The following is a 13143-nucleotide window of genomic DNA, read 5'->3' as shown; positions in this document are numbered from 1 at the left end:
ATTTAGACGCTAACGAGCTTCTCAAAGCTCGCACGCACTTCCTTCGCCAGTTCGGTCAGATGATGTTCGACACGCTTGATGTCGGGCATATCGGCGGCGCGGCACAGAAGATCGATCATGCCCGGAATGAACTCGTCGCGCGGGGCATCGCCGCCGAGACACAGGCGAATGGTCTGGCTGAGATTGGTGTAAAGCCGGTGTGCTTCAACCAGACTGTCGGCAAGGGCTGGTTCCGCATAGGCCGGGTCGAGCGATGCCAGCACCTCCTCCGTTCCAAGCGGACGCGGCTTCTTCGTCACCTTGCCGACCAGCGCCGCAAACTGGGCGATGAATTCCAGATCGACAATGCCGCCCGGTTTCAGCTTGAAATCCCAATCGTCGCGCGGTGGTTTTTCCTGATAGATCAGGTCGCGCATTTCGCGCACATCCTTGGCAATCTTCTTCACGTCACGCGGCGTTGATAGCACCTCGTCGATTTCCGCCGTGATATGCGCAATAAAATCCTCGTCGCCGTGGATCGGGCGCGCGCGCGTGAGCGCCATATGCTCCCAGGTCCAGGCTTCAGTGCGTTGATACTTGCCGAAGGATTCAATATGCGTTGCAACAGGTCCCTTGTTGCCCGAAGGGCGCAACCGCATGTCGACTTCATAGAGCACGCCCTCCGCTGTCGGCGCAGACAGCGCGGCGATCAGGCGTTGCGTCAGGCGGATATAATATTGCGACGGGGCGAGCGGCTTTTCACCGTCCGATTCATCAGCATCCGTGTCATGATCGTAGAGCAAGATCAAATCAACATCGGAACCTGCCGTCAGTTCACGACTGCCAAGCTTGCCCATGGCGAGCAGCGCGGATTTCGCGCCTTTGACCTTGCCGTGGCGACGCTGCAATTCGGCCTCCACGGCCTCGAATGCTTTGCCGATCATCAGCTCGGCCAGATCAGAAAAAGCGCGGCCGGCGCGCACGCCGTCAATCGCGCTTGTCAGCAGGCGAATGCCGATCAGGAAACGGTGTTCAGCCGCGAAGATGCGCAGCCGGTCCAGCACTTCCTCATAGTCGGTCGCGGCCCCGAGAAAGACGCGCAGCCGTTCTTCAAGATAGGAGCGGGTCGGCATTTCTGAAAAGATAGCCGGGTCGAGCAGTCCGTCGAAAACATGCGGATTGCGGGTGATGATTTCGGCCAGCCGTGGCGCGGCGCTCATGATCATCACAAGCAGATTGAGCAGGCGCGGATTGGATTGCAGCAGGCTGAAAAGCTGGATGCCCGCAGGCAGACCTTGCAGGAAACTGTCGAACCGCAACAACGACTCGTCGGCGCGCTTGGTCTCGGCGAAGGCTTTGAGGAGCGCAGGCGTCAGTTCGGTCAGGCGCTCGCGCGCTTCCGCTGACTGCGTGGCGCGATAGCGTCCGAAATGCCAGGTGCGGATGACACGGCAGATGTCGCTCGGGCGCTCATAGCCCATGGCGGCGAGCGTCTCCAGCGTACCCGGATCGTCCACATCGCCGGTGAAGACGAGATTGCCGGTCGAGGTGCCCAGTTCCGGCGCCTGTTCGAACAGGGCCGCATAGTGCTTTTCAACGATCTTGAGCGCTTCGAGGAAAACATCGGAAAACTCTGACGGATCAGCATAGCCCATCATATGGGCGACACGGGCAAAGCCTTCGTCGTCTTCAGGAAGAATATGGGTCTGCTCGTCGGCAATCATCTGGATGCGGTGTTCCACATCGCGCAGGAAATAATATTCCTTGGCCAGCGCATCGCGCGCTTTTTCCGTGATCCAGCCGCGCTCCGCCAGTTGGCCGAGCATCGGCACAGTCTGATTGCCGCGCAGTTCCGGAAAGCGTCCGCCAGCGATCAATTGCTGGGTCTGGACGAAAAACTCGATCTCGCGGATACCGCCGCGACCAAGTTTCACATTGTGCCCGCGAACGGCAATGTCGCCATGGCCCTTATGGGCGTGGATTTGCCGCTTGATCGAATGAACATCGGCAATCGCCGCATAATCGAGATATTTGCGCCAGACATAAGGGGAGAGTTCAGCCAACACCTGACGACCGGACGCGCGATCACCGGCGACGGGCCGCGCCTTGATCATGGCGGCGCGCTCCCAGTTCTGCCCGCGCCCTTCGTAATAATGCAGCGCCGCGCCAACGGGAATGGCAAGCGGCGTCGAACCCGGATCTGGACGCAAGCGAAGATCAACTCGGAAGACATAGCCATCCGCCGTGCGATCCTGAAGGATGCGGACAAGACGCCGTGTCAGACGCGAAAACGTGTCCACGCATTCATAAGGATCGCCGATGGCCGGTTTGGTTTCGTCGATGAAGACAATCAGATCAATGTCGGAGGAATAGTTCAGCTCGCGGGCGCCGAACTTGCCCATGCCCAGCACGATCCAGCCGCAATCCTTGTCGGGCTTGTTCCTGTCGGGCAGCTTGATCTTGCCCGCAGCATCCGCATCGCGCAGCAAAAAGCGCACGGCAGCACCGGTGCAGGCCTCGGCCAGATCGGTCAGCCAGCCGGTGGTGGCTTCGGTGTCGAAAATATGCGCCAGATCGCAAAGCGCGATCAGCACATGCGCTTCGCGTTTGAAGCGGCGCAGATCGGCCATAAGCGAAGCTTCGCTCGCGCCCTCCTCCATGCAGCACACGGAAACCGTCGCAAGAATGTCGTGCAATGCAGTTTCTGGCGAAGCAGAAACGATCCGGCTCAAAATAGATGGATGCCGGTTCAGCGCTTCGCGAATGAAGGGCGACAGATCGAGTACCGCTGACAGGAAGGCCGAAGCTTTCTGCGTTTCCAGCAGAGCGGCGACTTTCGGCAGTTCGTCCTCGCGGGACCGTTCAATCAGATCGGCGAGGAAAGATCGCGCCCGATCAGGATCAAGCGGCACCAGCGCACAAAGGTCTCTCTCGAAAAACAGTGCCTTTGTATCGTCAGCCGCCATGATCCCCTCATCGAATTATGCTTATTTCACCTCGCCCTGCGGCAACGGAAATTCCAGAACAGCACGCAGTCCCGGTTCGTTGCTTTCAAGACGAAGCGCGCCACCGTGCAACTTCATGACCGCCTTGGCAAGACTCAAACCGAGGCCGGAACCCGGTTGCGTACGGCTTTCCTCCAGACGCACGAAACGTTCTGTCGCCTGTTCGCGTTTTTCCTCGGGGATGCCCGGTCCATTATCGGCCACGATGATCCGCACCCAGTTAGCATCGCGCTCCATGGCGAGCGAGACATTTGCCTCGCGTTCCTCGCAACTGGCATATTTGATCGCATTGTCCACGAGGTTCGAAACTGTCTGGCCCACCAGTTCGCGGTTGATATGCAGCACCACCTCGTCCAGAGCGCCAAGCGTCAGCTTCCCATTCGCGTCTTCCGCCACCGGCTCATACATCTCCGCCACATCACGCACGATGGGCGCGACCGGCAGGTCTTCGAGGTTTTCCGTCGAATAACCAGCCTCAAGACGCGAAATCATCAGGATCGCGTTGAAGGTGCGGATCAACTGATCCGATTCGCCAATGATATCTTCCAGAGCTTCCCGATATTCCGGCCCCGCCTTTTTGCCCGCCAGTGCTTCCTCGGCGCGATTGCGCAGCCGGGTCAGCGGCGTCTTGAGATCGTGAGCAATATTATCGGAAACCTGCTTCAGCCCTTCATTCAACTCCAATATGCGCCCGAGCATGACATTGAGATTGCCCGACAACCGGTCGAATTCATCGCCCGAGCCGTTGACCGGCAGACGCCCGGTCAGGTCGCCATCCATGATACGCTGCGAGGCTTTGGATACGTCATCGATGCGCTTCAAGGCGCGGCGTCCGACCACGAGCCAGATCAAAAGCGCGCCCGCGCCCATAATGCCAAGCGCCAGCATGAGTGAACTGCGAATGATGTCGCGGAAGCGCTCCGGCTCGCCAAGATCGCGCCCGACCATCAGGCGCATGCCATTTGGCAGCGCAATTACCACGGCAACGGCGCGATGATCGCTTTCTGCCCCCTGTTCGCCATAGCGCTTGTAGACAAAGGCGCGCTCAACAATGCCGTCCGTGTCCAGCACGCCTGGTTCCACGCTTTCGACATTGCCTGCCAGAATGCGCCCCGTTGGGTCGGCGACCAGATAAAGATAAGCGCCCGGCTGGCGCGAGCGATAATCGATGCTGCGCACAAGCTGCGGAATACCGCCGCGCGCATAGCTCTTGCCGATGCTGGCCACCTCTTCGCCCAGTGCCTGTTGGGTCTGGGCGGTGAGGATCGAAGCCGACAGATTGGTCATGTAAAAGACCAATGCGACGGCCCCGACCACGAAGAGAAGCAGATAAAGAGCCGACAGGCGCACCGCCGTGGTGCGCATAAGCGCGGAAAACCGACCCATCAGTCCACCTTGGCGGCGGTCTGTTTGGCACGCCCGGCCTTCAGCATGTAACCGGCGCCACGCACCGTATGCAGCAGCGGGCCGTCAAAGCCCTTTTCGATCTTGGAGCGCAGACGCGAAATATGCACGTCGATCACATTGGTCTGAGGGTCGAAGTGATAATCCCATACATTTTCCAGCAGCATGGTGCGGGTCACCACCTGCCCGGCATGACGCATGAGATATTCGAGAAGGCGAAATTCACGCGGTTGCAGCGTGATATCGACATCCTGACGGCGCGCCGTATGCGCAAGCCGGTCAAGCTCGAGATCGCCGACGCGATAGATTGTGTCCGCCTCGCGTGGGCTGGAACGGCGCTGCAATACTTCTACGCGCGCCAGAAGCTCGGAAAATGCATAGGGCTTGGTCAGATAGTCATCGCCGCCAGCACGCAGGCCCGTCACGCGGTCATCGACTTCGCCGAGCGCAGATAGAATTAGCACCGGCGTTTCCATGCCCTTGGCCCGCAGGCCCGCCACGACAGACAGTCCATCGCGCTTCGGCAGCATACGGTCCACGACCAGCACGTCATAAGTGCCGTTTTCCGCCAGCGCATAACCGGTCTCGCCGTCACCGGCAATATCTGCCGAATGTCCGGCTTCGCTGAAAGCTTTCTCCAGATAACGAGCAGCTTCGCGGTCATCTTCAATAACGAGAATTTTCATGGCGCCACTTATAAATTACATTCGGAGATAAAGCACATCCCGAAAAGTGTAAGACAGTTTTCGGATAAGAGGTGCGTAAACAAAAACTGAGAGCGCAGATCTGATGCAATCAGATCGAAACGCGCTCTAAGACGATGCCAGGCAGTTACCCGCCTGGCATCGATTGTTCAGAAGTCGCTACGGATACCGGTCATCAACCCTGATCGATCGGCAAGGCCACGAAGCGGCTCTGATCGTTGCTCTGCAATTGCAGCAGCACAGCCTTGCGACCCGACTTGGAGGCTTCGCTGATGGCGTTGTTGATGTCTTTGGCGCTCTTCACCGTCTGGTTGTTGACGCTGACGATGACATCGCCGGAGCGAACGCCACGGTCGGCGGCATCGCTATCGGGATCGACATCGGTAACCACCACGCCGTCACCATCTTCCGAAGGCGTCACGGTCAGGCCGTAGCTGTCGAGCGTTTCGCTCTGCTGGCCGCCCTTGTCTTCATCCGTCGTACCGCCAGCCTGCTTCAGATCCTTCGGCATCGCCTCGATGGTGATGCTGATTTCTTCAGCCTTGTTCTTGCGCCAGACGCTGAGGGCTGCCTTTTCGCCCGGATTGATACCGGCAACCTTGCGGGCCAGATCACGCGGATCCTGTACCGTTTCCCCATTTACGGCGGTGATCACGTCACCGGCCTGAATGCCAGCCTTGGCTGCGGGACCATCCTTCTGCGGTGCAGCGACGATTGCGCCCTTTTCCTCGGCCAGACCAAGCGAAGCAGCGATATCCTTCGTCACCGGCTGGATCTGCACGCCAATCCAGCCGCGCTCAACCGAGCCCTTCTTGATGAGCTGATCGACAACCTGCTTTGCAGTGCCCGACGGGATTGCGAAGGCGATACCGACGCTGCCGCCCGAAGGCGAGAAAATGGCGGTGTTGATGCCGACGACCTGACCGGACAGGTTGAAAGCCGGGCCACCCGAGTTGCCCTTGTTCACAGCCGCGTCGATCTGGATGAAGTCGTCGTAAGGACCAGCTCCGATGTCACGGCCACGGGCCGAAACGATACCCGAGGTCACCGTGCCGCCGAGACCGAACGGATTGCCGACTGCAACAACCCAATCGCCGACGCGCACCTGATTGTCATCGCCGAAAGCGACATAAGTGAACTTGCGCTTGGCATCGTCAACCTTCAGCACGGCAAGGTCGGTGCGCGGATCGGTGCCGATCAGCTTGGCGTCGAGTTCGGTGCCGTCATCCATGACGACCGTATAGGCGTCACCGTCGGAAACGACGTGATTGTTGGTGACAACATAACCGTCTTCAGAGATGAAGAAGCCGGAGCCCTGTGCATAGGGGCGCTCATGACCCGGACGGCCCGGACGCTTGCCGGGGCCACGGCGACCATCGGGACGCGCATCGCCACTCGGCGGTTCCATGCCGAAATCACGGAAGAAGCGCTTCAGCGGATGATCGTCGGGCAGCTGGTCAAAACCGCGCGCACCAAAATTCTGACCGCCACGGCTATCGGCTTCCTGAACGTTCTTCTTCACGGTGACGCTGACGACGGCAGGACGTACCTTTGAAACCAGATCAGCGAAGCCGACAGTCTGCTGCGGCGGCGTCACCTGAACGGCTTCCGCGCGGGCATCGTTGAGTGCGCCAAGCGGGCCAGTCGCGACAAACGCGCCTGCAAGGGCAGCGCAAACTGCAACGGCTGCAACGCTCTTGCGGTAATGGGAAGTCTTAGCTCTGGACATCTATTTCTCCTTGCGAGCAGTAATCGGCCCGTGTTCTCGTCATCGGGAAACGAGGCCCTGAAGATCCTTTATAGAGCGCAGGATAGCTACAGCTACCTTACCGCTCAATTTCCGCAACATGAAAGTTTCGTAAGGTTGAGCGCGCGCAAGGTAGAAACTTGCTCATAAATATAGAGGATTATTTATTATTCAGAAGTCGGGAAAGCTCAGCTTTTTCGCTTTCGGAAAGCGGCTGCGCCGCTTCGCCAAGCCTGCGTCGCCCCCGAAACGCGAAGACGAGCGCCACCGCGCCGATCAGAAGCACCATGACCGGAAATCCCCAGAGCAGAACCGTGCGGGCCGACAGGCGCGGCTTCAACAGCACGAACTCACCATAACGGGCAACCACAAAATCCTTCACCTGATCGTCCGTATCACCTGCTTTCAGGCGGTCACGGACGAGAAGGCGCAGATCGCGGGCAAGCTCGGCATTCGAATCATCGATGGATTCGTTCTGGCACACCAAGCAGCGCAACTCGCCGGATATGGTGCGGGCGCGCTTTTCAAGCGCCGGGTCGGGCAGAACTTCATCCGGGTTGACGGCGAGTGCCGCCGTTCCCTGAATGGCCAGAGCAACGGCAAGGGCACACGTGGCAAAGAGGTTGCGCATCTTCATGCTGCGGCCTCCGCTTCCTGCGACGAGGTCTTTCGCTTGGAGGCAGGTGCGCCGACGCGCAAGCGGCGGTCGGCCAGCGAAAACAGGCCGCCCAGCATCATAACCAATGCGCCATACCAAATGAGCGTGACCTGCGGTTTCCACCAGATACGAACGACCACCGAACCGTCGCCCGGCTCATCGCCCAGTGCCACATAGACCTGACTGAACCAGAGCGTGCGAATGCCCGATTCGGTCGTCGGCATCTGGCGTGCCGGGAAGAAGCGCTTGGATGGCTCTATCCGGCCAAGATCGCGCGCACTGGAATCGAGCAAAGTGAACGTACCGCGATTTTCCGTAAAATTCGGACCCGTCAAAGGCCGCAACCCGTCAAAACGCAACGTGTAGTCCTGAACCTTGACCGTATCGCCCGCACGCATGATGAGCACGTTTTCGGTGCCGAAGGTCGTCACGCTCACGATACCGAGCAGCGTCACGCCAAGACCGATATGCGCCAGCGCCGTTCCGAAAACGGAGCGCGGCAGCCCCTTGAAACGCGCCCAGGCCTTCGTTGCCGAAACCTTGCCGATACCGGCTTTCTGTACCAGATCGGTAAGGCTACCGAAAATCAGCCAGGCGGCGAGACCGACGCCGCAAGCCGCAAGCAGCGATTTGGCCGAAGTGGTCCAAAGCACGATACCGGCCACAACCAGCGCCAGGGCGAAAGCCGTCATCAGTCGCTGGGCCACGCCGTAAAGGTCGCCGCGTTTCCAGGCGAGAAGCGGCCCAAACGGCACCGCAAACAGAAGCGGGATCATTAGCGGACCGAAGGTCATGTTGAAGAACGGCGCGCCGACGGAAATCTTCTCGCCCGTCATGACTTCCAGCAGCAGCGGGTAAAGCGTACCGATCAGAACGGTCGCAGCGGCCGTGGTCAGGAACAGGTTGTTGAAGACCAGCGCCCCTTCCCGCGAAATCGGATGGAAAATGCCGCCAGCGGTGAGGCTCTGGACGCGAAGCGCGAACAGCGACAGGGAACCGCCGATAAAAATGGCGAGAATGGCCAGAATGAAAAGCCCGCGCCCCGGATCGGTCGCGAAACTATGCACCGAGGTCAGCACGCCGGAACGCACGAGGAAGGTTCCGAGCAGCGATAGCGAGAAGGTCAGGATCGCCAGCAGGACCGTCCAGATTTTCAGCGCCGAGCGCTTTTCCATGACCAGCGCGGAATGCAGCAAGGCGGTGCCGACCAGCCATGGCATGAAGGATGCGTTTTCGACCGGGTCCCAGAACCACCAGCCGCCCCAGCCGAGCTCGTAATAGGCCCAGTAGGAACCCATTGCGATGCCGCCGGTCAGGAACACCCATGCCACCAGCGTCCATGGCCGCACCCAGCGCGCCCAGGCTGCATCAAGACGACCTTCCAGAAGGGCGGCGACAGCAAAGGAGAAGCAGACGGAAAAACCGACATAGCCGAGATAAAGTAGCGGCGGATGAATGGCGAGGCCGATATCCTGCAAGATCGGATTGAGATCGCCGCCTTCCATCGGGGCCGGAAGGATGCGCGTGAACGGGTTCGACGTGAAGATGATGAAGGCCAGAAAAGCCACAGCGATCCAGCCCTGCACGGCCAGCACATTAGCACGCAATGTTTCAGGCAGATTGCCGGAAAATGCCGCGACCAGCGCGCTGAAAAGCGTCAGGATGAACACCCACAACAGCATGGAGCCTTCATGGTTCCCCCAGACGCCGGTGATCTTATAGAGAAGCGGCTTTTGCGAATGCGAGTTTTCGACAACGTTCAGGACCGAGAAATCGGACACGACATAGGCATGGACCAGCACCGCTGAGGACAGGACGACAAGCGCAAAAACCGCAAGCGCCGTTGGCACGGCCACCGACATGAGCTGCGTGTCGCGTCGGCGGGCGCCGATCACCGGCACGACCGACTGAACGATCGACAGAGCCAGCGCCAGCACCAGAGCAAAATGGCCGATCTCGACACTCATAGGCAGTCTCCCGGCATAATTATTTACCTTCCCACACGCCTTTGGCCTTCAGGCTATCGGCAAGATCCTTGGGAACATAGTTCTCGTCATGCTTGGCAAGCACATTGTCGGCGCGAAACACGCCATCTTGTCCGAAACGTCCTTCGGCCACCACACCCTGCCCTTCACGGAACAGGTCGGGCGGAATGCCTTCGAACACCACTTTCACGGTCTTGATCGTATCGGTGACGGTGAAGCGCAGCTCGCTGCCTTCTCGGCTGACCGAGCCTTCCTCGACCAGACCACCCAGACGAAAACGAGAACCGGACGTCAACTCCTGTTCCGTCAGATCAGCGGGCGTGCGAAAGAAACGGATGTCCTGATTGAAGGCCATCAGCATCAAGCCAACCGCCACGGCCAGAACCGCCAGCGCACCGCCGATCAACATCAGGCGCTTGCGTTTTCTCTGGCCGATTGTCCGGGCAAGACTGCCAGCAGGTTTCGGCTTGCGTGCGTTTTCTTCTGCGGTCGCGCTCATTTCTGTGCCTCTAGACCCAAGCCGGATGCAAAACTGCGAAGTTCGGTCCGCTGTTCTTCCGCAAGGGCGGTCATGCCCCGGTTCAGGGCATCAAGCGCCGCATCGCGGCGATGCAGGATCATATAGGAGCGCACGAGACGCTTCCAGCCTTCGACATCCCCGCTATTCTGGCGAAGACTTTCATCAAGACGTTGAACCATGCCCTCGATCATCGTCTGACGGTCTTCCGCCGACAGGGACGAAGCCGCTTCGATATCGTCGGATGACGGGCCTTTTTGCTCTGTCGGCTGGTTGGCCGAAGGATTGCTTAGCCGCGCAATGGCCTGTTCGACCTGACCACGCCAGGGGGCATCAGCTGGCGCCTTGTCCAGAAGGGTCTTGAGACGGGCGGCGGCGGCATCGGGGCGACCGTCCTGCATCTCGCCTTGCGCAAGATAGAATTGCGGACGCGGATCGTTCGGATCGAGCGCGACAGCTTTGTTCAGAAACGTTTCTGCCTCGGCGGTGATCGTGCCGCCGGAAACTGCGGCAAGCCCTTCGGCCAGACCCAGCAAGCGCGGGAAATTTTCGCCGTCAATGCGCATGGAAGAACGATAGGCATTCACCGCATCCGCTGGACGGCCAAGACGCATATAAATCGGCGCCAGCACATCCCAGCCGCGCGCATCGTCGGGATTTTTCGCCAGATGCGCTTCGGCCCGCGCGATCAGTTCATCAACGGAACCGCGATCAGGATTATCGGAGAGACGGTCCGCAAGCGGCATGGATGGCACGTCCGGCTTGCCAAAAAGCGGATAGACGCCCCAGGCGATCAATGGGACCGCCAGCACGGCAACCAAGGCCAGAACGCGGCCCGACTTTGTGGCCTGCGCTGCGCTCACAGCGTCCTGACTTACCTTTTCAGCACTCAGAATGCGACGGGAAATTTCAATTCGCGCCTGTTCGGCGCTTTGCGGGTCGATCATGCCGCGCGCGGCATCGGATTCGACCTCGCGCAGTTGATCGCGATAAACTTCAAGGTCGTTCTTTTCGGCAGGCAAAAAAGCCTGCTTGCGCCGCGTTAGAGGCAACAAGACAGCCAAAGTGGCTGCTAACGTCAATAATGCTGCAATCAACCAAAATCCCATGGCTACGACTTAAGCGTAGGCATGGGAAAAACCAACCTCTACCTGCCACAACTGGCCGCCTAGGGCAATTCGCCGCAAAGGCCGCCCGTGAGTTGATCAGGTCAGCGGCGTCCAGCTGCCGTCCGTGTTGCGGCAGGCGGTGCCGCGCACGGTCTGCTGCGAACCGCCAATATCGAAGGTGTGCGAATATTGGCGGCAATTCTGCGAGCCGACCTGATAAGGCTGTGCCGCAGTGACATCACCGGAGTTCGAACCGCCGCTCCAGGAAACGGCTTTGCCGGCTGGCGAATATTCAAGCGCACGATATTCGGCTTCCAGCGCTTTTTTGCGGTCGCCCGCGCTCAGCTGGTTTGCCGCATTGCCAAGCAGGCCGTTGCCCAGCGATGCGAGCAGGCTCGATTCCGGCTTTGCAGATGACGACGATCCGCCAAGCGATGTCAGCCCTCTGCCACCACCCGATGTGCCACATGCCGCCAAGGCCAGCGACAGCGCAACCATGGTCGGAACGACCAGAACCGGAGAAGAAAACCTCAATTCCATCATCATAACAAACCGGCCCTCATGAACCAATGAGCTTGCATATTATCGCATCATGCGATCTTGTAATTTCAATTTCTTAGAGCATTTCCCGCAAAAATGTGAGCCTGTTTTGCATACGGAAATGCTAAAAAGCAAAGACGCCGTTTCAGCCTAAAAGACAACCTTAATCTTCGGCAAGCGGCAACACACTGCGAACACGCAGGCCCCCGAGCGGGCTGCGGTCGAGATGCAACTGGCCGCCATATTCACGAACGGTATCCTGCACGATGGCAAGCCCCAGACCTGTGCCCGGCTTGGTTTCGTCCACGCGGCTGCCGCGTTTCAATGCGGCCTCGATCTTGTCGTCCTCAAGTCCCGGCCCGTCATCCTCGATTACGATTTCAAACTGCCGTTGCCCGCCCATTGCTGCCCCAACGGTGATATTCACCCGACGGCTTGCCCATTTTCCGGCATTTTCAAGCAGGTTGCCGATGATTTCCTCAAGGTCTTCCTTTTCACCGGCGAAGATCGCGTGCGGGAGATCATTGCGCAAGCTGACATGCAGTGCAGGGTTAAGCTTGGCGGTCACCCGTTGCATGCGCTCCATCACCGGCGCGACAGAGGTGCGGAAAACCACACTGTCCCGTTGCGCCGCTATGCGCGCACGTTGCAGATAATGCTGGATCTGCACCTGCATGGCCTCGCTCTGCTCCTGCACGACGCGGCCCTGATCGCCGCCGATGGCGCGGCCTTCATTGACCAGCACGGACAGCGGCGTCTTGAGCGAATGAGCGAGGTTGCCGACCTGCGTTCTCGACCGCTCGACGATTCGGCGGTTGTTTTCGATCAACGCATTCATTTCGCGGGCAAGCGGCGCAATTTCCATCGGCAGTGAGGCATCGAGCTTGGATGAACGCCCCTCGCGAATATCGGTGAGTGCCTGACGCACCTTGTCGAGCGGGCGCAGGCCGAACAGGATGATGGCTGCATTGATGAGGATGCTGCCGATACCGAACACCGCAAGATAGGCGGCAAGCTTCGTCCTGAAATCGGAAATCTCGTTCATGACTTCGCTGAGATTGCCCATCACGCGGAAGCGGGCCACCCGGCCCGCATTATCCAGCACGACTTCCGTTTCGACGATGAAAAGCTCTTCGCCATTGAGTCCCGGCAAAGAATAGCTGCGCATGAAGGAACTGTCGAAAGGCGCCTGCGTGATCGGCATTTCCGGGACAATGCGCCCAATCAGCGAGGGCGATTCCAGCTTGCCGCTAACATTGGGTGCGAGCGGGTCCACCGACCAGTACCAGCCGGAAAGCGGGCTTGAATAGCGCAGTTCACCCAGTTCGGGACGTCCTTGAAGCACGCCTTCCGTCGATACACTGACAGCGCCAACAAGGCTGAATAGATGTGCTGTCAGAAGCCGTTCGAAATTGCTGCGGGCGGCATCGCTATAAAGCGAGCCGATGAGGGTCGCGACCACCACCAGCGCGGCAATCACCCACAACGTCGACAA

Annotated in this window: 10 protein-coding genes; all 10 read right to left on the bottom strand. The window is 59.2% G+C overall.

Annotated features, from left to right (window positions below):
- Window positions 1-2: 2 nt before the first annotated feature.
- The 10 genes from D8666_RS00260 to D8666_RS00215 all read right to left on the bottom strand — a co-directional run bounded on the left by D8666_RS00260 (window position 3) and on the right by D8666_RS00215 (window position 13143).
- Entirely contained in the window at window positions 3-2945 is a 2943-nt protein-coding gene (locus tag D8666_RS00260) for a bifunctional [glutamine synthetase] adenylyltransferase/[glutamine synthetase]-adenylyl-L-tyrosine phosphorylase (protein ID WP_121535521.1), read from the bottom strand.
- A gap of 21 nt (window positions 2946-2966) precedes the next feature.
- Window positions 2967-4373: a sensor histidine kinase gene (locus D8666_RS00255; RefSeq protein WP_171318999.1), complete on the bottom strand. Its 1407-nt coding sequence runs from the start codon at window positions 4371-4373 to the stop codon at window positions 2967-2969.
- Window positions 4370-5074: a response regulator transcription factor gene (locus D8666_RS00250; RefSeq protein WP_109368612.1), complete on the bottom strand. Its 705-nt coding sequence runs from the start codon at window positions 5072-5074 to the stop codon at window positions 4370-4372. The genes D8666_RS00255 and D8666_RS00250 overlap by 4 nt, the downstream gene beginning before the upstream one ends.
- A gap of 193 nt (window positions 5075-5267) precedes the next feature.
- Window positions 5268-6821, bottom strand: a complete 1554-nt coding sequence (locus D8666_RS00245; protein ID WP_109368611.1) for a Do family serine endopeptidase — start codon at window positions 6819-6821, stop codon at window positions 5268-5270.
- 178 nt (window positions 6822-6999) lie between these two features.
- Entirely contained in the window at window positions 7000-7476 is a 477-nt protein-coding gene (locus D8666_RS00240) for a cytochrome c-type biogenesis protein (RefSeq protein WP_121535518.1), read from the bottom strand.
- Window positions 7473-9464, bottom strand: a complete 1992-nt coding sequence (locus tag D8666_RS00235) for a heme lyase CcmF/NrfE family subunit (RefSeq protein ID WP_121535515.1) — start codon at window positions 9462-9464, stop codon at window positions 7473-7475. Before D8666_RS00235 ends, D8666_RS00240 begins: the two co-directional genes overlap by 4 nt.
- 19 nt (window positions 9465-9483) lie before the next feature.
- On the bottom strand, window positions 9484-9981 hold the full coding sequence (gene ccmE, locus D8666_RS00230; RefSeq protein WP_109368608.1) for a cytochrome c maturation protein CcmE: 498 nt from the start codon (window positions 9979-9981) through the stop codon (window positions 9484-9486).
- Window positions 9978-11108: a c-type cytochrome biogenesis protein CcmI gene (gene ccmI / locus D8666_RS00225; RefSeq protein ID WP_121535513.1), complete on the bottom strand. Its 1131-nt coding sequence runs from the start codon at window positions 11106-11108 to the stop codon at window positions 9978-9980. Before ccmI ends, ccmE begins: the two co-directional genes overlap by 4 nt.
- A 96-nt stretch (window positions 11109-11204) precedes the next feature.
- The gene (locus tag D8666_RS00220) at window positions 11205-11654 is read right to left on the bottom strand and encodes an RT0821/Lpp0805 family surface protein (RefSeq protein WP_121535510.1); all 450 of its coding nucleotides are present in this window, start codon (window positions 11652-11654) and stop codon (window positions 11205-11207) included.
- Window positions 11655-11811: 157 nt separating this feature from the next.
- Window positions 11812-13143, bottom strand: a complete 1332-nt coding sequence (locus D8666_RS00215) for an ATP-binding protein (RefSeq protein WP_235858863.1) — start codon at window positions 13141-13143, stop codon at window positions 11812-11814.

The sequence above is a fragment of the Ochrobactrum soli genome (genome assembly GCF_003664555.1).
GTDB lineage: Bacteria > Pseudomonadota > Alphaproteobacteria > Rhizobiales > Rhizobiaceae > Brucella > Brucella teleogrylli.
Note: the sequence above shows the minus strand (reverse complement) of the source record. Positions and strands in the feature narration are given on the sequence as shown.